Origin of the sequence: Rahnella sp. ChDrAdgB13 (assembly GCF_017655185.1) — a bacterium.
Taxonomy (GTDB): domain Bacteria; phylum Pseudomonadota; class Gammaproteobacteria; order Enterobacterales; family Enterobacteriaceae; genus Rahnella; species Rahnella contaminans.
On record NZ_JAEMGT010000010.1, the window covers coordinates 17029 to 39999 of the forward strand.

20 protein-coding genes are annotated in these 22971 nt (G+C 51.2%); 7 read left to right on the forward strand and 13 right to left on the reverse strand.

The window, feature by feature from the left end:
- Nucleotides 1–160: 160 nt before the first annotated feature.
- Together J8X26_RS04040 and J8X26_RS04045 are read left to right on the forward strand one after the other, a co-directional pair.
- Nucleotides 161–559, forward strand: a complete 399-nt coding sequence (locus tag J8X26_RS04040) for a VOC family protein (RefSeq protein WP_152325580.1) — start codon at nucleotides 161–163, stop codon at nucleotides 557–559.
- 131 nt (nucleotides 560–690) lie between these two features.
- Entirely contained in the window at nucleotides 691–1047 is a 357-nt protein-coding gene (locus tag J8X26_RS04045; RefSeq protein WP_152325581.1) for a hypothetical protein, read from the forward strand.
- Between the two features lie 23 nt (nucleotides 1048–1070).
- On the opposite strand, the gene mdtG is transcribed toward J8X26_RS04045, so the two are convergent.
- From mdtG to J8X26_RS04065, 4 genes are all read right to left on the reverse strand, one after another.
- Nucleotides 1071–2309, reverse strand: a complete 1239-nt coding sequence (gene mdtG, locus J8X26_RS04050) for a multidrug efflux MFS transporter MdtG (RefSeq protein ID WP_208950222.1) — start codon at nucleotides 2307–2309, stop codon at nucleotides 1071–1073.
- Between the two features lie 289 nt (nucleotides 2310–2598).
- Entirely contained in the window at nucleotides 2599–3033 is a 435-nt protein-coding gene (locus J8X26_RS04055; protein WP_152325583.1) for a DoxX family protein, read from the reverse strand.
- Between the two features lie 199 nt (nucleotides 3034–3232).
- Complete coding sequence (locus J8X26_RS04060; protein WP_152325584.1) at nucleotides 3233–4168, reverse strand: Kdo(2)-lipid IV(A) acyltransferase; 936 nt, start codon at nucleotides 4166–4168, stop codon at nucleotides 3233–3235.
- A gap of 350 nt (nucleotides 4169–4518) precedes the next feature.
- The gene (locus J8X26_RS04065) at nucleotides 4519–5616 is read right to left on the reverse strand and encodes an NADH:flavin oxidoreductase/NADH oxidase (protein ID WP_208950223.1); all 1098 of its coding nucleotides are present in this window, start codon (nucleotides 5614–5616) and stop codon (nucleotides 4519–4521) included.
- A 231-nt stretch (nucleotides 5617–5847) separates the two neighbouring features.
- On the opposite strand from J8X26_RS04065, the gene J8X26_RS04070 reads away from it, so the two are divergent.
- Nucleotides 5848–6903 (forward strand): rhodanese-related sulfurtransferase, encoded by a 1056-nt coding sequence (locus J8X26_RS04070; protein WP_101077224.1) that lies wholly within the window; start codon nucleotides 5848–5850, stop codon nucleotides 6901–6903.
- 71 nt (nucleotides 6904–6974) lie between these two features.
- Here J8X26_RS04070 and J8X26_RS04075 read toward each other — a convergent pair whose 3' ends face one another.
- Together J8X26_RS04075 and J8X26_RS04080 are read right to left on the reverse strand one after the other, a co-directional pair.
- Complete coding sequence (locus J8X26_RS04075; protein ID WP_152325586.1) at nucleotides 6975–7553, reverse strand: YceI family protein; 579 nt, start codon at nucleotides 7551–7553, stop codon at nucleotides 6975–6977.
- Nucleotides 7554–7599: 46 nt separating this feature from the next.
- The gene (locus J8X26_RS04080; protein WP_208950224.1) at nucleotides 7600–8145 is read right to left on the reverse strand and encodes a cytochrome b; all 546 of its coding nucleotides are present in this window, start codon (nucleotides 8143–8145) and stop codon (nucleotides 7600–7602) included.
- A 554-nt stretch (nucleotides 8146–8699) separates the two neighbouring features.
- On the opposite strand from J8X26_RS04080, the gene J8X26_RS04085 reads away from it, so the two are divergent.
- Genes J8X26_RS04085 through J8X26_RS04095 form a run of 3 tightly spaced genes read left to right on the forward strand, consistent with a single transcriptional unit; the run spans nucleotide 8700 to nucleotide 14015 of the window.
- A complete protein-coding gene (locus J8X26_RS04085) occupies nucleotides 8700–9842 on the forward strand; it encodes an efflux RND transporter periplasmic adaptor subunit (RefSeq protein ID WP_208950225.1) in 1143 nt (380 codons plus the stop codon).
- A 9-nt stretch (nucleotides 9843–9851) separates the two neighbouring features.
- Nucleotides 9852–12947, forward strand: coding sequence for an efflux RND transporter permease subunit (locus tag J8X26_RS04090; protein ID WP_208950226.1), 3096 nt, complete (start codon nucleotides 9852–9854; stop codon nucleotides 12945–12947).
- Between the two features lie 27 nt (nucleotides 12948–12974).
- Entirely contained in the window at nucleotides 12975–14015 is a 1041-nt protein-coding gene (locus J8X26_RS04095; RefSeq protein WP_208950227.1) for an AI-2E family transporter, read from the forward strand.
- Here the strand turns inward: J8X26_RS04095 and J8X26_RS04100 are convergent.
- The 6 genes from J8X26_RS04100 to pyrC form a co-directional block, all read right to left on the reverse strand.
- Entirely contained in the window at nucleotides 14012–14476 is a 465-nt protein-coding gene (locus J8X26_RS04100) for a MarR family winged helix-turn-helix transcriptional regulator (protein WP_152325590.1), read from the reverse strand. The two genes, J8X26_RS04095 and J8X26_RS04100, sit on opposite strands and share 4 nt — an antisense overlap.
- Before the next feature lie 170 nt (nucleotides 14477–14646).
- Nucleotides 14647–15375, reverse strand: a complete 729-nt coding sequence (locus J8X26_RS04105) for a LuxR C-terminal-related transcriptional regulator (RefSeq protein ID WP_244370331.1) — start codon at nucleotides 15373–15375, stop codon at nucleotides 14647–14649.
- Nucleotides 15376–15521: 146 nt separating this feature from the next.
- Nucleotides 15522–16637 carry an N-methyl-L-tryptophan oxidase gene (gene solA / locus J8X26_RS04110; protein WP_208950228.1) on the reverse strand — a complete coding sequence of 372 codons (1116 nt, stop codon included), beginning with the start codon at nucleotides 16635–16637 and terminating at the stop codon, nucleotides 15522–15524.
- A 143-nt stretch (nucleotides 16638–16780) separates the two neighbouring features.
- Entirely contained in the window at nucleotides 16781–17035 is a 255-nt protein-coding gene (gene bssS, locus J8X26_RS04115; RefSeq protein ID WP_013576258.1) for a biofilm formation regulator BssS, read from the reverse strand.
- Between the two features lie 346 nt (nucleotides 17036–17381).
- Nucleotides 17382–17636 carry a DNA damage-inducible protein I gene (gene dinI, locus J8X26_RS04120; RefSeq protein ID WP_013576257.1) on the reverse strand — a complete coding sequence of 85 codons (255 nt, stop codon included), beginning with the start codon at nucleotides 17634–17636 and terminating at the stop codon, nucleotides 17382–17384.
- 82 nt (nucleotides 17637–17718) lie between these two features.
- Nucleotides 17719–18768, reverse strand: a complete 1050-nt coding sequence (gene pyrC / locus J8X26_RS04125; protein ID WP_208950229.1) for a dihydroorotase — start codon at nucleotides 18766–18768, stop codon at nucleotides 17719–17721.
- Between the two features lie 224 nt (nucleotides 18769–18992).
- Here pyrC and J8X26_RS04130 point away from each other — a divergent pair, with 224 nt between their 5' ends.
- Nucleotides 18993–19280 carry a putative quinol monooxygenase gene (locus J8X26_RS04130; protein WP_152325593.1) on the forward strand — a complete coding sequence of 96 codons (288 nt, stop codon included), beginning with the start codon at nucleotides 18993–18995 and terminating at the stop codon, nucleotides 19278–19280.
- Between the two features lie 89 nt (nucleotides 19281–19369).
- On the opposite strand, the gene rne is transcribed toward J8X26_RS04130, so the two are convergent.
- Complete coding sequence (gene rne, locus J8X26_RS04135) at nucleotides 19370–22660, reverse strand: ribonuclease E (RefSeq protein WP_208950230.1); 3291 nt, start codon at nucleotides 22658–22660, stop codon at nucleotides 19370–19372.
- Between the last annotated feature and the right edge of the window lie 311 nt (nucleotides 22661–22971).

The window sequence follows — 22971 nt, forward strand, 5'->3', positions numbered from 1 at the left end:
AAGAAGTAACAGCCATCTGACAGTGAAAACTCTGATTAAATGATTGTTGTCGATAACTGACAGGATGCAAGTTTTGAGATGAAAAAACAGGTCGCCTTTCTTCTGCTATTCTCTGAGTCTTAATGCCGGAACACGGTAAGTTGAAGGAGTTATGGCGTCTATGGTTTCACGAAACGCAGTGCTGAGGGTTGCCCGTCCGACCGATAATCTGGAGCGGATTGCGGCGATGTACAGTCAGGGACTGGGCTTTGAGGTGATCGGCGGTTTCAGCGACCATCAGAATTTTGATGGCGTTCTGATCGGCCATCCGCATCATCACTATCACCTGGAATTTACACATCACCGGGGAACAACCGTCGGGCGCGCGCCAACGCAGGATAGCCTGTTGGTGTTTTATATCCCGGAGGATGCGCAATGGCAGGCGCAGTGTGACGCGATGCTGCAAGCCGGATTTATTGCCGTTCCTTCGTACAATCCGTACTGGGATGAAAATGGTCAAACGTTTGAAGATTTAGACGGTTATCGCGTGGTGCTGGCTTCACGTGACTGGACCGTGTAGAGAGAAATGTCAGAAGAGATTCAGCTTTGCAAAGAGGACGGTGGCAGAGGGTAAAAGTTTAGCAAACCGCCAGCCCGGGGAAGAATTGGGGGGTAGAGTGACGGTGAACTTTCAAGAAAAAGGTTACTGTTATGAAGATTTTTTCCCGTACTTTGCTTATGCCGCTGTGTGGTCTTGGCCTGTTTTTCAGTGTCGCCGGTATGGCGGCTGACAGTACGCATCCACAACCGCCGATGGAATATCCGCACGGTATGCCGCCATCCGACCATGAAGGCATGCTGCCTCCGCCACCGGTGATGATGGGGCTCTGCCATCCGGGCGCACTATTCTGTGCGAGCATGGCTAGCGATAATCCAACGGAAACAATTCAGAAACTGACTTCGGTGCTTCCGGCGACAACGGCGGGCAAACATTATGAAGTCCGTCTGGCGGTTGTCGAAGTGCCTGACCACCTGCCGATGCCTCCGCAGGCAGAAAAAGCCAAGTAAAGTGTTTTACACGCTGGCCGGAATTAATCGACCATCGCCTGACTCGGCCGGCGTTGCAAACACCACCAGGAATAAACGGCATTAAACATCACCACCAGCGCCGTGACGCAAAATACCGTTCGGAACCCGTAGCTTGCCGAAACTGCCGCACCCAGCAGAGGGCCGGTGACATTCCCGACATCACGGAACGATTGGTTATAGCTGAAGACCCTTCCCGCCACCTGATTGGTGCAGTTATAAATCAGCAGCGTTTGCACCGCCGGGAGCAGCGCGCCGTCTGTTGCCCCCAGCAGAAAACGTAAAATGCCTAACTGAAGCGGCGTTTGCACGAATGCCATCGGGATTAGCAAGAGGACGGATAACCCCATCATGGCCACCAAAATCCTTTCAGGCCCGATTCTGTCCCCCAGTTTTCCCAGCCTCGGCGCACTCATCAGTGCTGCCACGCCGGGCACCGACGCAATCATCCCGCTGATAAACGCCAGATTCTGCGTATTACCGGCCAGTTCACGCACGTAAAGCGTGAGTATCGGCGCAATCGATCCGGTCGCCACCTGAATAATCATTGTGGTGACGAACAGGCACAATACCAGCTTGGGATTTTTCAGCGAGGCAAAAACCTGTTTGCGGTTGAGCATGTCTTTCTTATTTACAGGGACAAACTGTTCGCGGATGCAGTACAGCGTCATCACAAAACAGAGAAAAAGTACGGCTGCGGTGATGAAGAATACCGGGCGTAAACCGTAGTTATCTGCCAGTAACCCGCCGACCAGCGGGCCAAGCAGTGCGCCGCTGACGCCGCCTGTGGAGAGTGTTCCCAGCGCCCAGCCGCTTTTATTGCGGGGAATTTGTGTGGCAATCAGCGCATTGGCATTCGGTACAAAGCCGCCGAGCAAACCCAGCAGCGCGCGAAGGACTAAGAATTGCCAGATGTTTTGCGCAAAGCCCATGAGCATCATGACAATCGCCATGCCCAACGCCGAGCGCAGCAGCATGATTTTACGGCCTTTACGGTCAGCCAGGCCGCCCCAGAAGGGCGAAGCAATCGCGGAAAACAGGAAGGTAATACTGAAAACCAAACCCGACCACATGTTCAGGGATTCATGGCCGGTGACACCCAGAGTTTCGACGTAAAGCGGCAGGAAAGGCATGATCAGGCTGAACGCGGCACCGGTAAGGAAGCAGCCAATCCAGGCAACATACAGATTTCGTTTCCAGTTTATGGGTTCTGGTGCGGTTTCAGATTCAGATGCCGAAGTCATAAATTACCGAAAAAAGAGGTCAGATTAGCTCTGGAATGACAGATGGGAGCAAGGCAGAGCACAAGTAACAATCAATTGGCTGGATAATTATGCGCCTAATTATCATCCACTTCAATGATGTTAATGAACTGTAACAACGAAAGTAAAATACCGTTTTATCGCGAGAGGTGTAGTGAAGGAGATCAACTGAGGAGCGAAAATGCAAAAAAATACGGCCAGCGATGAGGCCGGCCGCGTCAGACACAGAATTAAAATAAAAACCAAAAGACAGACACAGCAAAAACAGGGTTTAACGCAGGGCTGCGTTTTTCATCACAGAATAACGGCCGCTGCCCAGGAACATAATCACCAGCCCGCCAAAGAAGTACAGTGCTTCGCCTTCCAGACCCCAGGCGCCGACGTCGGTCACGGTGAAGAATTTACCCGCAACCACCAGCAAAACTGCCACTAAAATGTTGAATGCCATCACCAGCGCGGCAGGGCGGGTAAAAATACCCAGAATAATCAGAACCGGTGCAATTACTTCACCGATGTATGCGCCATAAGCGATGAATCCCGGTAAGCCAGCAGCCTGCAACATTTTGGCAATCCAGCCCACGCCATTTTCCATTTTCGCCACGCCGTGGAATAAAATCAAAATCCCGAAAGTAAGACGTAACAGTAACTTACCAAAGTCAGGGTGATCGGTAACGCGGGTAAAAGCAGTGTTCATTTTAGCCAACATAATGTATTCCTTTTGAAGGTCACAAAGTGGCCACGCGGCTCCCAAGAAGTGAGGGGGTAATCACGTGGAGAAATCATGGGGAGAGTATTGGCCTAAACCGGATAGGATAAAATCTGATAACTTTGAAGAAGTCTGTCAAAAAAATTGTCGAAGCAAATAAATAAAACCGGTTCAGGATGCGCTGAGCCGGCCTTTAAGTTTATTCGCTGAGGGCTTTGTACAGCGAAGGCTCGCCCTGGGGACGCGTTTTGAAGCGTCGATGCAGCCACATGTATTGCTCGGGCGCCTGACGAATTTCGTCTTCTACCACTTTGTTCATGTACGCGGCGGCAACCACTTCATCATCCAGCGGGAAATCAGCGACCTGCGGATGAATAATCATCTCGTAGCCTTTTCCGCCAGCCAGACGGCGCGGTGTAAACGGAATGATGGCCGGTTTGCCCATTCGTGCCAGCAGATAGGTGCCGGTGGTTGTCGCGGCTTTATCCACGGCAAAGAAGGGTACAAACACGCTGGCGCGCGGGCCGTAGTCGTGATCCGGCGCGTACCAGATAATGTCGCCTTGTTTCAGGCTGCGGATCATTCCTTTCAGGTCTTTGCGATCCAGCATCCCTTTATTTGAACGCATGCGGCCTTTAGTCTGGATCCAGTCCATCAGCTTATTGTCATGCGGGCGATAAACACCGACGCCCGGATTATGAATACCGAAAATACGCGCACCCAGTTCCAGCGTCAGGAAATGAACGCCAATTAGCAGCACGCCTTGTTTGTTATCGCGGGCGCGCTGTATGTGTTCCAGACCGCTGACTTTAAACCAGCGTTCAATACGCCAGTCAGGCCAGAACCAGGCCATGCCGGTTTCAAATAAACCCATGCCGACTGATTCGAAATTTTTCACGACCATGTCTTCCCGCTGTTCAGGGTGCATGTCGGGGAAACACAGTTCGATATTACGCTGGGCGATTTTGTAGCGACGTTTCAGAAAGCGCATTGAGAAGCGCCCAAGCCCGGTACCGATGCGGTAAATGACCGGATAAGGTAATAAGACCAGCGCGTACAACAACCCCAGACCTATCCAGGTGATCCAGTAGCGTGGATGCAATAACGAACGATTAAAGGTAGGTACCTGAGTCATAGAATCTCTGCGTCAATGGATCGAAGTAGAAAGTTTATAAGCTCTGTCTAATGCAGCAGCCCGCTACAGAAATACGTCCACATTCCGATATGGAGCGCGTGTTATCCGTTATTTTTAGTAGCAAAGTGACATATTGTGGCACTTTTTTGGTATTAGGTGAAAATTCACGGCACTAATACCTCATTTAACTTATGGACTGCATGAATGAAAAACAATGTGATTTATTTATGAACAATTCAGCTGTTTTCTCCATGAGTCTTCGAATCAAATATCCGCAGAGAATGGCTTTTTGTCAATGAAACGGACAGCCCGGGGGCTGTCCGTGATCACGTTTATTAAACTGCCCGGTATTATTCCGGCAGGAATAATCCTTTCACGCTATGAGGCTCGCTGCGCCAGTATTGTTTCGGTGCGTAAACTTTTGCACCGAGTTTGGCAGCGGCGTGCCATGGCCAGCGTGGGTTATACAAAATACCACGCGCCAGTGCGATCATGTCTGCCTGTCCGGTGCCGACAATGGCTTCGGCCTGTTCCGGTTCAGTGATTAAGCCAACGGCGATCACCGGCATTTTGACGTGCTGTTTAATGCTGTCAGCGAAGGGCACCTGATAATTTGGCCCCACGGTGATTTTCTGGTGCTGGCTCAGGCCGCCGCTGGACACATGAATATAGCTGCAACCCAGCTTATCCAGTGCTTTGGCGAGTTCGACAGATTGCTCCAGATCCCAACCTCCTTCTACCCAGTCGGTGGCGGAAATACGCACGCCGATGGGTTTATCAGCCGGGAAGGCCGCGCGAATTTCCTGGAAGATTTCCAGCAGCAGGCGCATACGGTTTTCCAGAGAACCGCCGTACTGATCGGTGCGCTGGTTGGAAAGCGGGGACAGGAACTGGTGCAGGAGATAACCGTGCGCACCGTGCAGTTCCAGCAGATCGAACCCGAGGCGGTCGGCGCGCCGTACGCTATCCACGTACGCTTTTTTCAGTTCGCTGATGCGTTCAGCAGAAAGCGCGACGGGCGCTTCCGTTCCTTCGGCAAAAGGAATAGCGGAAGGTGCGACGGTTTGCCAGCCACCGGCGGCCTGAGGTATTTGCGCACCCCCTTTCCACGGTGCGGCGTGAGAGGCTTTGCGTCCTGCGTGGCCGAGCTGTAAACCGAGAGGAATGTTGCTGTTTTCGCGCAGGCCGTCGACCAGTCCTTTCAGCGCGGCTTCGGTTTCATCATCCCACAGCCCTAAATCCTGCGCAGAAATGCGCCCGACGGCTTCCACCGCTGTGGCTTCGAGGATCAGCAAACCGGCACCGGAAAATGACAATTGCCCGAGATGCGCGTGGTGCCACGAAGTCGCTTTCCCCTCGTCGGAGGAATACTGGCACATTGGTGCGATAACAATGCGGTTAGGGAGCGTCAGGCCGCCCAGAGAAATCGGTTCAAAAAGCTTGCTCATGTTTCCTGCCCTTTAAAAAATCAGTGTGGTGGATAGATCACAAGTATGGATAACATCTGAGAATAGGTTACCGCATTTAGAGAAAAGGCAAGACGCAGCAGGTGTTTTTCTTATCATGAATTTGCAACGGAAGATGTCGTCCGTGTTGCTTTAATGTATAATCTTGCCGCTTCAAAAGTAGCTAATTGGTTTCCAATAATTAAATCCCCCTGAAAGACAGGAACGTACACCATGCCAGTGTTACATAACCGTATTTCTAATGAGGAACTCAGAGCGCGCATGTTGGCTGAAACCGAGCCCCGCACGACTGTTTCTTTTTATAAGTATTTCCAGCTCGAAGACCCGAAAGCTTTTCGCGATGCCCTGTATATCAGCCTGACTCGCCTGAATGTGTTTGGCCGTATTTACGTGGCAAAAGAAGGGATTAACGCGCAGATCAGCGTTCCGCAAAGCCAGTTTGACGCGTTCAAAACCGAGCTGTTTTCCAGCCATCCGGCGCTGGATAACATCCGCCTGAACGTGGCGCTGGAAGATGACGGCAAATCCTTCTGGGTTCTGCGTCTGAAAGTGCGTGACCGTATTGTGGCGGACGGCATCGATGATGAGTCGTTCGATCCGTCGAATATCGGTGAGTACCTGAAAGCCGAGCAGGTCAACGCCATGATTGACGACCCGGACACGCTGTTTGTCGATATGCGTAACCACTACGAATATGAAGTGGGGCATTTCGATAAAGCGATTGAAGTCCCGTCTGACACTTTCCGCGATCAGCTGCCAATGGCCGTTGATATGCTGAAAGAAGACAAAGACAAGAAAATCGTCATGTACTGCACCGGCGGTATTCGCTGTGAAAAAGCCAGCGCCTACATGCTGCATAACGGTTTTAAAAACGTGTATCACGTGGAAGGCGGCATTATCGAATATGCGCGCCGAGCGAAAGAGCAGGGTTTGCCGGTTAAATTCAAAGGTAAAAACTTCGTCTTTGATGAGCGCATGGGCGAACGCATTTCTGACGATGTGATCGCGCATTGTCACCAGTGTGGCGCGGCGTGTGATAACCATACCAACTGTAAAAATGACGGCTGCCATTTGCTGTTCATTCAGTGCCCGACCTGTGCGGCGAAGTTCGACGGTTGTTGCAGCGAAATCTGTATGACTGAGCTGAAACTGCCGGTTGAAGAACAGCGTGCGCTGCGTGCTGGCCGTGAAAATGGGATCAAGATTTTCAACAAGTCCAAAGGGCTGTTGCAAACAACCATGCACATTCCGGCACCGGAAAACGACTGAACTGCCGATCCGTCGTAACAAAGGCCCTGACGATTTAATACCGTCAGGGCCTTTTGTTTTGGCGATGTGGATTACTTCTCCTGCACGCCTTCCACGGAAATGATCAGCTCAACATCCTGCGAAGCAGGGCCGAGATCGGTGGTGATCCCGTAATCTTTCAGCGCAATCGTGCCTGCGGCTTCAAACCCGGCGCGATAACCGCCCCACGGATCCTTACCCTGACCCAGCAATTTCGCCTGAAGGGTTAACGGTTTCGTCACGCCATTCAGGGTGAAATCACCGGTAACGGCCAGGTTATCCCCCTCTTTTTTCACCGACGTGGATTTAAACGTGGCCTGCGGATGCTTGCTCACATTGAGGAATTCCGCGCTGCGCAGGTGTTTATCACGCTCGGCATGGTTCGTGAACACGCTGGTGGTGTTGATGCTCACGTTCACTTTATCCGCTGCCGGGTCTTTCTCGTCAAAGGTAAAGCCGCCGTCAAAATCGTTAAAACTGCCGTAAAGCCAGCTGTAGCCCAGATGCTTGATGCGAAACTCAATAAACGCGTGCTGCCCTTCTTTGTCGATTTTGTAATTCGCCGCACTTGCGGTGCCTGCGGCTAACAACAGGGATGCCAGTGTCAGGCCCAGAGTGGTTTTTTTCAGCATGGTTATTCTCCATTTATCCATTAAGTGAATCGCAAGGTGAAACAGTTCAGCGGCCCAGCATGCGTGTCAGCGTGCTGTCGCGGTCGATGAAATGATGTTTGAGTGCGGCCAGCGCGTGGAACGCAGAGATAATCACAATTCCCCACGCCATCCACAGATGTACGGTGCCGGCGATGTCCGCCTGTTGCTCAAGCCCGAACAGCGTGGCCGGGATATCAAACCAACCGAAAACGCTGACCGGCTGGCCTTCGGCGGTCGAAATGAGATAGCCGCTGAGCAGGATCCCGAACAGACCGGCAAAGAGCAGAACATGCGCGAGCCACGCCCCGAGCCGGGTTTTGGCGCTGTAGCTGTCCAGCGGTTTTGGTGGCGGTGAAATAAAGCGCCAGGCCAGCCGGAATACCATGGCCGCGAAAACCAGCCCGCCAATGCTTTTATGAATTTCCGGCGCCCGGTGATACCAGGTGTCGTAATAGCCCAGTCCGACCATCCATAATCCCAGGGCGAAAAGGCCATAAACGGCCAGCGCAACAATCCAGTGGATCAGAATTGAAATATGCCCGAAGCGCACAGTCGTATTTTTCCAAAACATAATTTGGCCGCTCATTGTGAGAGTTATTTTTGGAAAGTAAACATTTGGAAACATTCTGGCAAACTATTATTTGCAAAATAGATGATTAATTTAACTTGTTCACTATTTTTGAACTGATTATGGTTATCTTGTTCAGCTTATTCGTTTTTGATTCGTCAGGAAGGCTGGGATGGGCTGGGGTTCAGTCTGGATGCGGGTTTGTCAGGTTTTGTCATCGACGGTAAAGTTTGTTTTATTACTAAAAATTTGAGTAAAAAAATTGATTTCATCCGTGATTGTTATTTTTGGATAATAACTAAAATGAAAAACGTTATCTGATTTAGCGGATAGCACTCTTCGGAATATTAATTATAAATATTCCTTAAATATAACGTAAAGAAATCACGGGATATTATGCAAACTGATCGGGATCAGTTTATGGAAAGTTATCACCTCTATAATCTCCGAAAATTCTGATTAGGAATTTTTTTATCTACTAAAATGGATATGAGCCGGTGCGTGCACTTTCCTGACCCAACATAACCGGCATCCGACCTGACACGGAGAGTGACACTATGTTTCCTGCAGTATGCCGTCATGCAGTTTTATTCCCACTGCTGGCCCTGTTTTTATCCCTTCCGGTTGTCGCAACAGCGCAATCTGTTCCGACGGTTACAACATCGACTATCGCAACGCAAACTGATGGCGTCAGCCGCACTTATCTCGGCCGCCTTGAGGCTGTTCAGGCGGTGAATGTTGTCAGCCGCACGGAAGGTTTTATTTCCAGGAGAGCTTTCCAGGAAGGTCAGCTGGTTAAAGAGGGGGATGTCCTTTACGAAATCGACCCCGCGCTGCATCACTCCGCAGTCGCGCAGGCGAAAGCGCAGCTCGACAGTGCGAACGCCACGGCCCGACATGCGCAGACGCATCTGAACCGCATTCAGCGTCTGGGCGATGCGCGGACGGTCAGCCAGTCCGATGTCGATACCGCACTTGCCGCACGCGATACCGCCCGGGCCGCCGTCGCGCAGGCTCAGGCCGCCCTGAAAACTCAGGAATTACAGCTGGGCTTTACCCGCATTACCGCACCTATTTCCGGGCGGATTGGCGTGAGCCATTATCACACCGGCAGTCTGGTGAATCCGGCGAGCGGCGCGCTGACTGAAATTGTTCAGCTCGATCCGGTTCGTGTGGTGATTTCCGTTAACGAGCGCGATGTACTCAGTGCCAGCCAGAGCAGCGGTTCGCTTGAGGGCGCTTTCGCGGCGGATAACATGACGCTTTCGCTGCGTCTATCAGATGGTTCGCCGTACCTGAAAACACCGAAGTTTGAATCCCTGGGAAACCGCATTGATACGCAAACCGGCACGTTGCCCGTCAGGCTGACCGTTGAGAATCCGGATCACCGTTTATTACCGGGTGGCTCCGTTAACGTGCTGGCAGCACCGCGCTCCGGACAGAAACTTCCGGTTCTGCCAGCCGCGGCTTTACAGCAGGATGCCACCGGCCACTTTGTTTTGCTGGTAAATGCTGAGCAGCAGGTTGAGAAACGGCCAGTCCGCCTGGGGGCGCAGACCGGACAGGGATATTTCGTTCTGGAAGGTTTGCAGGGAGGAGAAAAAGTGGTCACCGAAGGGCTGCAGTGGATCCAGCCAGGGATGAAAGTGAAGACGCGGGACGCCTCGGGTGCTCTGGCGACGCCGGCAAAAAAAGGTTAAGGAATAACTATGCTCGAGCAATTCATTAAAAGACCGCGCTTTGCGGTGGTCATCGCGCTGGTCACGGCACTGATTGGTGCCGTGGCGCTCAAGGTGATCCCGGTGGAACAATATCCGGACATCACGCCGCCCGTTGTTTCTGTCAGCGCGGTTTACCCCGGCGCCAGTGCGCGTGACGTGGCTGAATCTGTTGCTGCGCCCATTGAAGCGCAGGTCAACGGTGTCAGCAATATGCTGTATATGTCCTCTAACAGCGGCAATAACGGCAGTTACTCGCTGACGATTACGTTTGCCAGCGGAACGGATCCTGATACTGCGGCGGTTGAAGTGCAAAACCGTATCTCTCAGGTCAGCTCTCAGCTCCCGCCGGAAGTGCTGAATACTGGCGTTTCCGTGCGTAAGCAGGCATCCAATATTTTACTCGGGATCAGCCTGTTATCCCCGAAACATACTCACGACATGCTGTTTATCAGTAACTTCGCCAGCATTCAGCTGCGTGATGCTTTAGCGCGTATCGACGGCGTCGGCGATGTCCGCGTGTTTGGTTCCCGCGATTACAGCATGCGAATCTGGCTCGATCCCCGCAAAATGGAAGGGCTGGATGTCAGCAGCATGGAAATCAGTTCGGCAATCCAGAGCCAGAACGTGCAGGCGGCGGCCGGTCAGATTGGCGCTTCGCCAAGTCCGTCCATGCAGCAACAAACGCTCACCATCAGCGGGGCCGGACGTTTGAGTACGCCGGAAGAGTTCGGCAATATTATTGTGCGTAAAAATGCCAACGGCGGGACGGTGCGTTTGCATGACGTCGCCCGCATTGAGCTGGGTGCGCAGGATTATCAGGTAAACGCCACGCTGAATCAGACGCCGTCCGCCTTTCTGTCAGTTTATCCGGCACCGGGTGCCAATGCGCTGAATGTGGCCAATGCGGTGCGCGCGGAAATGGAACGTCAGGCGGGTTACTTCCCGGACGATCTGACTTATGAAATCAAATTCGACTCCACACGGTTTGTCAGCGCGACGCTGGATGAAATCGTCGTATCCTTGGTGCTGACGTTCATCGTCGTTCTGACCATTGTTTTCCTGTTCCTGCAAAGTTTGCGCGCCACATTCATTGTTGCGCTGACCATTCCTGTCTCTTTGCTCGGCACATTTGCCGTGCTTTACATCTTTGGCTATTCGGCCAATACACTGAGTCTGTTCGCTATTATTCTGGCGCTGACGGTCGTGGTCGATGATGCGATTGTCGTGGTCGAAAATGTCGAAAGGCTGATGGTCGAAGATCCGTCGCTCGGGCGGGTAGCTGCAACCCGTCTGGCACTGAAACAAATTGCCGGACCGGTTATTGCTACTACCGTGGTTCTGCTGGCGGTATTCGTTCCAATTGCCGTGCTGCCGGGGATTACCGGTGCGCTGTATCGTCAGTTTGCGGTGACGCTTTCTGCGGCGGTAGTGCTTTCCAGTATTAACGCATTAACGCTGACTCCGGCGCTGTGCGCAACATTACTCAAGCCCCGTCCGGAGAAACCTGCGCGCTTCTTCCAGCTCTTCAATAACGGGCTGGACAGTGTGCGCGATACCTATGTCAAAGCCGCGCGTGGGATCAGCAGAAATGTGCTGACCAGTATTGTGAGCGTGATTGTGATCGCCGGTTTGTGCGCATGGGGTTACAGCAGTTTGCCGAAATCTTTCCTGCCGGATGAGGATCAGGGGTATTTCTTCGTGAATGTGCAGCTACCGGACGGCGCGTCCCTTAACCGTACCGATACGGTTCTCGGGCAGATGAAGGCAATTCTTGGCAAAGATGACGCGGTTGAAGATGTCATCGCGATCAGCGGATTCAGCCTGCTGAGCGGCGGGAGCTCACCGAATTCTGCCTTTGGTATTGTTTTGCTGAAACCCTGGGGTGAGCGCAGCAGTGTGGATCAGGTCATCGGACGGTTGCAACCTGCGATGGCAGGCATTCCTTCTGCGATGATTATGGCGATAAACCCGCCAGCCATTTCCGGGCTGGGTACGGCTTCCGGGCTGGATTTGCGCTTACAGGCGTTACGCGGACAATCACCGCAGGAACTGGCGGCGACCGGACAGGCGCTGATTCAGGCGGCAAATCAGGATCCGCATCTGAGCCGCGTCTTCACAACATTCAGTGCGTCCGTTCCTGAAATTGCACTCAGCGTGGATCGCGATCGTGCTGCGCAATTGCAGGTTCCGGTCAGCAGGATCTTCGGTACGTTGCAGACATCGCTCGGCGGGATTAACGTCAGCGATTTCATTATCAACAACCGTTTGTTCAACGTGCAGATGCAAAATGAGATGGAAGATCGCCAGCGTGCGGATCAAATCTCGACGCTGACCGTGCGCAGCGATAACGGTTCTCTCGTCAGTCTGGGGAAAATGGTCAGCCTGACGCCGTCTCTCGGCGCACCGTTTATTACGCAATATAACCAGTTCCCGTCACTGGCGATCAGCGGTTCTGCTGCGCCAGGCGTGAGTTCCGGGGAAGCGATGACGCAAATGGAACATATCCTGAACGAGAAACTGCCCGCCGGTTATGGTTACCAGTGGACCGGGATGTCGTTGCAGGAGATTCAGGCGGGCGGTCAGGCTATTGTGATTTATGCCGCGGCGCTGCTTTTCGCCTATCTGTTCCTGGTCGCCCAGTATGAAAGCTGGAGCATACCGCTGGTGGTGATGATTTCGGTGATTTTTGCGGTATTCGGCGCGGTCGGAGGCCTGCATCTGGCAGGCCTCAGCAACGACGTATATGCTCAGATTGGTATGGTGTTGCTCATCGGGCTGGCGGCGAAAAATGCCATACTAATTGTCGAGTTTTCGAAAGCCAGAAGGGAAGGGGGCGCCACTATCCGCGAAGCGGCGCAGGACGGTGCGAAGCAACGATTCCGCGCTGTCATGATGACCGCAATTTCGTTCATTCTGGGCGTCTTGCCGCTGGTACTGGCGTCGGGTGCTGGCGCCATGAGCAGGCACATCATTGGTGTCACGGTATTTAGCGGAATGTTGTTGTCCACGACCGTGGGGATCCTGTTTATCCCGTCGCTGTATGTGCATGTTCAGCGTCTGCGGGAATGGGTGAAATCCCGTTAAGAAATCGGGCCGCATCAGGAGGAAGATTTGCGTAAAACGATCGTGACGACTCAGGGACTCAAAATCGTCGTAATGATGGCGATGCTGGTGGTGATTTTCGCGGGAATTAAATCTGCGGCGGACATCATCGTACCGTTCATTCTGGCGCTGTTTTTGGCTTTTGTTTTGAATCCGCTGATTGTGCTGCTGGGGAAATGTCGGGTGCCGCGCGCACTTGCCGTTTTGCTGGTGGCGACGCTGGTGATTTGCCTGATGGTTTTCATGACCACTAAACTGCTGGTGACGCTTAATGAATTTGCCCGCACGTTGCCACAGTATCGCGGGCTGATTGTTGAGAAGCTGAGTTATCTCGAAGAGCTGTCCGGGCAAAGCGACCTGACGTTAGCGCCTGAACAGCTGGCCAGTTATATCGACCCGGCAGCGACGTTGAACCTGGTCAGCAAACTCATCAGCTATTTATCTAACGCGATGGCGGGTTTGTTTCTGTTACTAATGACGGTGGCTTTTATGCTGCTCGAAGTGCCGCAGCTGCCGTACAAAATTGAACAGATGTCGGATGAACCGGGAAAGGGGATGGCAAATGTTCAGCGTGCGCTCGACAGCGTGACGCGTTATCTGGTGATCAAAACGTTAATCAGCGTGGTCACCGGGCTGGCGGTCTGGGCGCTGCTGGCAGCGACGGGGATCCGGTTTGCGTTTTTGTGGGGAATGCTGGCGTTTGCGCTGAATTACATTCCCAATATCGGTTCTTTTCTGGCGGCAATCCCGCCGGTTATTCAGGCGTTCTTGTTCAACGGCTTCAGTGAAGGGATTATCGTGGCAGGCGGATATGTGCTGATCAACCTTGTTTTTGGCAGCATTATCGACCCCAAAATTCTGGGGCGCGGGTTGGGGCTTTCGACGCTGGTGGTCTTTATGTCCCTGATTTTCTGGGGATGGCTGATGGGCCCGGTCGGAATGCTGCTCTCCGTGCCGCTGACTATTGTACTGAAAATAGCGCTGGAACCGACGGCTGCCGGGCATAAGATTGCTGTACTGTTGGGCGATGGCGCCGCACAAAAACGCTAAAGTTTGTTTAACTCTTCAATGCGCACTGCGTGCGTTTCAATGCTTTTCAAAGAGGCCATGAGTTGCTGACGGGCGGGTAAATCCAGCCCGTGAAATAACCGGTCGATGGCATCCTTCTTCGGTTTTTTAGTCTGCTCTAACGCCTGTTTTCCCGCTTCCGTTAATTCCAGCAATTGTGAACGGCGATCTGTCGGATGACGTTTGCGCACCAGCAAACCGTCCCGGTCCATGGCATCAATCGCATCGGTAATGGTTCGGGGAGATTGTTGAAGCACCTGAGCCAGTTCTGCGGGGCGGCAGGTACCTTCATGCGCGATGGCCGACAATAGTTTTCCGCGAGCCAGGGAAAGGCCCTGCGCAGACATTGCCGCGTCCACTTGTTTGCGCATCAGACGGATTACGGAAAGCAACGTTTCTGTAATTTCTGTTGGGGTGACATCTTCAGAAGCGGAGTGTTTCATTTTATGAGGCTACTCAAGATAAGGCTGCTAATTTTAAACTTATTGTATGCCTCTGTCGTCAGAGTGCAACCGCGTAAACCGCGGATGTCTGAGTGAGTGAAACTTAATGGAAAAACAGGAAGGCGATAATATAAAAATGCCCTGATTGTTCAGGGCATTATGTGAATGATTTAGCTGTGTGCTTTGTAAATCATTAAAAGATCGTCTTTAATCTGACGGCTAATGGGTGTCGCGGAAATGTCATCTATCGGCCAGAATAAATACTTGATCAGATTGTAAATAAAACAGAATTCAAGCCGGTTCCGGACTTTAATTTTCTGAGCCAGATGGCGCTTATGAACATACACGGTGCGGCTGCTGATATTTAATTTTCTGGCAATCCGGTAGTTCGGCATTTCTGACATCCAGTATCCCATCACAAGAATTTCCTGATCGCTGAACAGGGTTCTTGGAATGCCGAAGTTATTTTCAGGCATAAAGGATTCCGGGTCTGCGGCAATATCTTGTAATAACTGCGTTAATGACTGTTTATTGAGAACGAAAACTTCGCGGGTGATGGCAATCGGCGCATCACTGTCCGGATAATTCGCATCGATATAACAGTATATTCTGGCGGTATGGCGGAACTCAAAGAAAGCCTTCAATTCCAATGATAATTCAGCGTTATGACAATGCTGCGTCATATTCACGAGAATAACGTCAGGCTGAAATTCTGTCAGTGAATTGAGTGCCTGAGAAATATTCACAGTATCAATAATGTCGAGATTATTATTCTCAACAAGATAAGAGAAAATTCCTAACCGGGTGAATCCACAGGGTTCAATAATAGAGAGTTTCATTCGACGTCCTTGTTCAGGCGTATCATTTACGCGTGGAAACCACTCCTGTGATTTCTGCATCTAGCATAGGTTTTTTTCTATAATGCTGTCAATTCGGAAATACCGGTCTATTGATCTCGTTCAAAGTGAAACTTAAAAATGACTCTTCGAGGAAATAAAATGACAACCGTCGAAAGAATATAAACGACGGTTGAAACATCTTTACATTAATTGAATCGGGAAAGGGAGAAAGGCTCAAGCTCGAAAGGAATAGGATGATTGTTAGCGAAATGAGTCACTATTTCACCTAATACGCTGGCAAATTTAAATCCGTGGCCGCTTAAACCTGAAATGACCAGTGTATTTTCTCTGCCCGGCAATGTATCGATAATGAAATCTTCATCTGCGGTCATGTCGTAAGTGCATGACGCGCCGCGTAAACTCACCCCAACACCCGGCAAAAAGTAGCGGAAAAAGTTGAAGGATTCTGTACCGTCCTGGCTAAATCCGCCGAAAGGTTTGCGCTCTTGCGGCTCTGTGATCCACTGACCACCATTATGTTTTCCGAGCTTTAAGGAATCTTTTACGGAAGGGAAGCCGTAATACTGATCACCTTGCTGGGTTTCGAGCGTGAAGGCCGGGAAGTGATTCTCCTCGCTGTAGCGCCCATCGGCATGAAACCAGGCAAAAACTTTGCGTAAAGGTTTCACTGGCAACTCCGGAAGGATTTTTGTCACCCAGGTTCCGGCGGTCACTGCCAGTTTTTTGCCCTGATAAACGCCATCGATTGTGGAGACCTCAACGCCGCCATCAACCCAACGGATATCGTCGACCGGGCAGTTGAACAGCTGCGCGCAACCCGCTTCGCGCGCAAGGCGTATGTAGGCGCTGATGGCTATTTCGCTTTGCAGATAACCAGAGTCAGGTTCGAAAACGCCGCAATAGCCGTCTGGCAAAGTAAACAGTGGCCATTTTTCGCGGATTTCAGCCGCGCTGAGAGACTGTGTGTTCAGGTTGTAGGTTTCTGCACTAGCTTTCACATTGCCGATGAATTCGGAATCTTCAGGACCTATATTCAACACGCCGCTGCGGTGAAATACTTTATCACCGCTTAGCTCTGCCAACTCATTCCAGAGCATTTGTGCTCTCAGCAGCATTGGAACGTACCGGGCACCTTCACCATACGCGTGTCGGATAAGCCGCGTTTCGCCGTGATGGCTGCCTGCCTGATGAGGAGGTATTGCGCTGTCTATCATCAGTACTTTCAGCCCGGCACGCGTGGCGTAATAGCCCGCAGCCGACCCGACTGAACCGCTGCCAACGATGATGAGATCATAATCCATAACCAAATGCTCCACTGTCGAAATTTTTTAACATATTCACTACGGGCATGATAGTGAGTTTACGGCTGGGAAGGCAAGGGAGCGGAGGCAAAGAAAAAGGCACCAGGATGAAATCGCTGGTGCCTCAGACTGGCAGGTATAGCTTAGTGTTTTCGGTGATCACTGTATTCGTACTCGTTAGATTCTATCTTTTCGATACCGGCTTCGAGAATGTTGATCAGCTGCCTGGCAACGTCGGTAGTTAACCATAAAGTTCTGTCTACCTGAGCATCCTCGGGTGTCTGGTCTTTTGAAGACAGGTAATGAAGACGTATCATCATGGCGTCATAAGAGTCGACGGTACTGATATCCCAACCAACAAGCGGGTGTGTCTGAATAACTTCATCATTTCTGTCCATATAGACCCCTTATATTGTAGTGACTGACGTGAGTGACTATCTGAGGATCAATGCGGCTCATTATCAGGTGAGCTATTTCAGTATAAACAGTTAATGCAATTTATGGAGAGGTTTAAGGGGTTTTAATTGTAAATAATTTGTATTGATTATCCGGGAGTCAGAATAATCTGGAGTTTAACCAAAATTACTTTTTAATTTGGGTAATTTTTATACGAGCGAAAAGAATGAAAAAACCGGACTGCGACGCCCGGTGAAATACGCAAATAGCCTTACGGCGGGTTTTAATAAACCTGATTATTATTAATAAGGTATTGAATCTGAGCACGTTCTGAGAAAATTCATGCAGTTACTCATCATTCTGATTTGAAAACCAGTCATCTGCACTTTCCCAGGTTTCCTGGAGAATTTCTTCGATAAGATCACGATCTGTTTTGGCTCCACCCAGCACGGACAAGCTATTTGCGCCGGCGTAGCGAACCTGAATTTTATTTTCGCGATCAGAAAACTGTTTGTTAATTCTTTTACTCAATTCACCCGATAAGGCGTCTAAGGCACCCGCAGGCAGAGGCTTGGTTTTATCGATTGTGACTTCAACACGCATAGGACCTCCTGAATAGATTTGACTGTATATTTATACAGTCAAATCACGAGCGGTGCAATACAGAGTTGAAGAGAATCGTATTTTAGTACGAAGTCACTTTCCAGTTGAGCGTCTGCCCTGCAAGGAATGGCACAACGCATTCATCGCCCAGCGCAATTTCTTCTGGCTGAGTGACTGGCGTACGCGTCAGTTCAATGAAGTCTTCATTGAGCGGCAAGCCGTAGAAGCGCGGGCCATTGAGGGAACAGAAAGCTTCAAAATGTTGAAGTGCATCCATTTCTTCGAAAACGGTCGCGTAAGCGGAAAGTGCCAGTGGTGCGTTGAAGCAGCCTGCGCAGCCGCAGCTCGATTCTTTGCGGCCTTTGGTATGTGGCGCAGAATCAGTGCCCAGGAAGAAACGATCAGCGCCGCTGGCAATAACGTCACGCAGGGCTTGCTGATGAACATTACGTTTCAGGATTGGCAGGCAGAACAGGTGAGGACGTACGCCACCGACCAGCATGTGGTTACGGTTAAACATCAGGTGCTGAGGTGTAATGGTCGCGCCGAGGTACTGATTGCCGGACAGAACGTATTGCGCCGCTTCTTTGGTCGTGATGTGTTCGAACACGATTTTCAGTTCAGGAAACTGGCGGCGTACCGGATCCATCACTTCATCAATAAAGCGCGCTTCACGGTCAAAAATGTCCACATCGCTGTGAGTAACTTCACCGTGGATAAGCAAAGGCATGCCAATTTTTTGCATGCGCTCCAGCACCGGATAGATTGCCTTAACATTGGAGACACCGTGCTGAGAGTTGGTTGTTGCATTGGCAGGATAGAGTTTTGCGGCAGTGAATACACCTTGCTCGAAACCCTGAGAGATCTCATCAGGATCCAGAGAATCCGTCAGGTAGCAGGTCAGCAATGGGGTGAAGTTATGTTCTTTCGGCAGTGCAACCATAATCCGTTCGCGGTAGGCAATTGCCGCTGCGACGGTCGTCACCGGAGGCGTCAGGTTGGGCATGACAATCGCGCGGCCAAAGACTTCACTGGTGAAAGGCAGCACGGTGCTGAGCATTTCATCGTCACGAAGGTGAATATGCCAGTCATCTGGGCGGCGGATTTTCAAAACTTGCGGTGTGGCGGTCATCAGGCAAAACTCCGGCATTGAGAGACAAGATGTTGGGAATCAGGTGCGGTAATGGGAGCATTAACGGCGGGGAACAAGAATAAGCGTAAAACCGTTGTGTTGCATCTGTTAAATAAAGTTCGTATTGAAATCAATGTATCGAAAGGTTCATAGTGAACGCAGATTTTAGTCAAAGTGCTTCCAGACACTGGGGAAGCAAGACAAAAAACGACAGGAGAACCAGTATGGAAATCAGAGTTGTTGCCACAATTGTTGCTAAACCAGAGTTTAAAAAACAGGTAACAGAGGCTTTGCTTGACGTTATTGAACCCAGCCGTCAGGAGGTTGGGTGTCTGCAGTATGAACTGCACGGAGATCTTGATAAGGAAGGGACGTTCGTGTTTTACGAGCGCTGGGCTTCTGAAGATGCACTGAAGCAGCACAACAAAACAGAGCATTTTCAGCATTTCGCCAAAAGTCTCGAAGGTAAACTGGAAGAACTGACTATTCGCCGTCTGAAAACCCTGGCCTGAAAACGTCTCAATCAATCAGTCAGTCAGTCATTATTGTTTAATAATAAAAAACCCGCCGGGGCGGGTTTTTTTAGAGCATTTTCAACGCATCACTCAGAAGGCATTTCAGGTTTGGTTGCTGGTGCCGTTGCAGTGCTTACTGCTGCATGGCCGCCTGCAGAACCTTTACCTTCGAAGCCGAATTCAGGACGAACCCAGTCGCTGTGACGGGCAGGTTCCTGAACGTACTGAGGGGCTGGCGCTTTGGTCATCGGTGCAGTGGCATGATGTTTAAAGCGTGGTTCAGCAACGACAGCTTGAGAGACAACAGTTTCAACATGAGCAGGGGCTTTCACCTCTGGCGTTGTTTCTGCGGCGTGCTGTACCGGAGCAACAGGCTCGGCGTTAACTTCAGGTTCTGCGGCTACCGGAGCCTGAACTTCAGGTTCAGCAACAACAGGCACTGGTTCAACAACAACCGGTTCGTGAGCTTGTGGTGCAACTTCTACGCGCGGTGTCTCTTCAACTGGCTCTGCAGTTTCAGGTTCAACCAGAACAGGTTCTTCGGCAACAGGTTGTGCAATTTCAGGCACAACACTTTCTTCCGCTGGTGCTTCCGGCTGTACTGCTTCAGTAACCGGAAGTGCTTCAACCGCAAGAGTTTGCTCAACCGGCGCGGCTTCAACTTCAGTTGTTTCATTCAGAACCGGCGTATTGGCCTGAGCGGTTTCAACCTGTTGTGTCAGCACTTCTGGCGCTTCAGTTTCTGCAAACTGTTGTTCAGATGACTGCGCAACCGGGTAAGTGATCCAGACCTTACCTGACGCCATTTCCGGAGAAACAAACGCACCGGTCAGAGGCATTGGCGACTGAGTCGGGTAACGCTCATCACGGTAACGGCGACGACGCTGACCGCTTACACGCAGGTGGCGCGGAGAACGACGTGAGCGACGTGGCATACCGTTTTCACGGTTGTTGTCATTCAGGTTTTCTTCGCCTTCAGTTGTATTAACTGTTTCCGCTTCAGAAGGTGCCTGTTCAGTAAATACCGGAGCCGCAGGGCGTGTACCGGTAATCAGTAACTGTGCAGCAGCTTCTGCTTCGTGATCAACTTCTTCTGATTCGAAGCGAACTTTCTGCGTTAACTGGCGACGCTGACGGCGCTGAGCTGGCTGACGATCTTCTTGTTCCGTTTCATCACTGACCGGCGCGGCGATTTGCTCTACAACAACAGCATCCTGAATTTTTTCTTCAGTCTGTGTTTTGCGCTTATCTTCAGAACGGCGACGCGAACGCTCACGACGAGGTTGTTGCTGCTGCTCTTCACGCGGTGCAGTTTCAACGTCTTCGTTGCGGCTTTCGCTAACTACAGGCTCCTGGTTACGACGGTTGCGGCGTTGATCATCACGCTGCTCGCGATTATTTTCGCGGTTGTCACGGCTTTCGCCACGATTATCACGATTATTCTCACGACCCTCACCACGGTTGCCGCGGTCATTGCGTTCGCCACGTTCACCGTTGCGATCACGACGTCCGCCCTGACGACGCTGGTTACGGCGTTCGTTGTTGCGACGATTTTCTGTATCAGCGGCTTCAGCTTCTTTCGGCGCTTCAACAGGTTTAACTTCCTGCTGTGGCTGCGCTGCGAACAAGCTTTTCAGCCCGCTCAGCAGACGGCTGACAAAGCCGGATTTCTCAGCTGCTGGTGCGGCTGGCGCATTAACCGTTGTGGTACGGGTTTTAACCGGTTCTTCAACAGCTGTTTCCTGCTCAAAGCTGGACGGGGGCGCTTCACTTTGCAGGGCAAACGCAGCCAGTGCCGGTTGCTCAGGGCGACGACGCTCAGTCGGCAACTCTTCAGAAGGTTGCAGCATTTCTGCTTCGTGAATTTGTGGCAACAGATAGCTCAGTGCAGAGATTTCTTCGCCTTTGCGTACGCGCAGAACATGGTAGTGCGGGGTTTGCATCTGATCGTTTGGAACGATCACCGCACGAACACCGCCCTGACGTTTTTCGATGGCATTCACCGATTCACGTTTCTCGTTCAGCAGGTAAGAAGCGATAGGAACCGGAACGATCGCATGAACTTCTTTGGTATTTTCTTTCAGCGCTTCTTCTTCAATCAGACGCAGAATCGACAGCGACAGGGACTCGTTATCACGAACGGTACCTGTACCTGCGCAACGTGGGCAGATGTGGTGTGTTGATTCACCCAGTGACGGGCTGAGGCGCTGACGGGACATTTCCAGCAAACCAAAGCGGGAAATGCGACCAATTTGAATTCGCGCGCGATCCTGACGAACGGCATCACGCAGACGGTTTTCCACTTCGCGCTGGTGGCGAACTGGCGTCATATCGATGAAGTCGATAACAATCAAACCACCGAGGTCACGCAGACGTAACTGACGGGCAATTTCATCGGCGGCTTCAAGGTTGGTATTGAATGCGGTTTCTTCGATATCGCCGCCGCGGGTTGCACGTGCGGAGTTGATGTCGATAGCCGTCAAGGCTTCTGTGCTGTCGATAACAATCGAACCGCCGGAAGGCAGGCGCACTTCACGCTGGAAAGCAGATTCAATCTGGGATTCAATCTGATAATGGCTGAACAGCGGGATCTCACCAACGTAAGGTTTGATTTTGCTGCTGAAATCAGGACGGCCAAGTGCAGCAATGTGCTCTTTTGCCAGATCGAGAATTTTAGGGTTATCGATGAGGATTTCACCGATGTCCGGGCGCAGGTAATCACGGAATGCACGGACGATAACATTACTTTCCTGATGGATCAGGAAAGGAGCAGGGCGGCCTTCAGCGGCTTTCTTGATGGCATCCCAGTGCTTGAGGCGGAAAGTCAGGTCCCACTGCAGAGCTTCAGCAGATTTGCCAACGCCTGCGGTACGAACAATCAGACCCATGCCATCAGGTAATTGCAGTGAAGACAGGGCTTCTTTCAATTCTGTACGGTCGTCGCCTTCAATACGGCGGGAAATTCCCCCAGCACGTGGATTGTTTGGCATCAGTACCAGGTAACTACCGGCCAGGCTGATAAACGTCGTCAGCGCTGCGCCTTTATTTCCACGCTCTTCTTTATCAACCTGAACGATCACTTCCTGGCCTTCGCGCAAAACATCTTTGATGTTCGGGCGGCCATGAGAGGAATAGTTACTTGGGAAATATTCGCGGGAAATTTCTTTCAGAGGGAGGAAACCATGCCTTTCCGCACCGTAATCTACGAATGCCGCTTCCAGACTTGGTTCAATGCGGGTGATTTTACCTTTGTAAATGTTCGCTTTTTTCTGCTCATGGCCCGGACTTTCAATATCCAAATCATACAGTCGCTGTCCATCTACCAAGGCAACGCGCAACTCTTCTTGCTGAGTCGCGTTGATCAACATTCTTTTCATCTTAACTTACTCATTATTATTCCATTATTGACAGAGCTGCGGGCAAAATGACCTCATGACCGGATAAACCGTTGGCCCCGAGTCTTCTCGCAAATCGTCAACCTCACGGCTGTCGCTTGCATAGGGGCGCATTATTTCGGTAAGTCTGCTTTTGCTGTATTAAAGACACCAGCGTTATGAAAGCAGCACTTTTATTAGGGGAATAGCTTCTGAATTTACGTTAACAGATCTCATTCCGTTCGCCGGCCAAGCTGCAACCCGCAGCCCGCTAATTGCTTGATTTCACATTACGTCTTACGCCATTGCTGCGT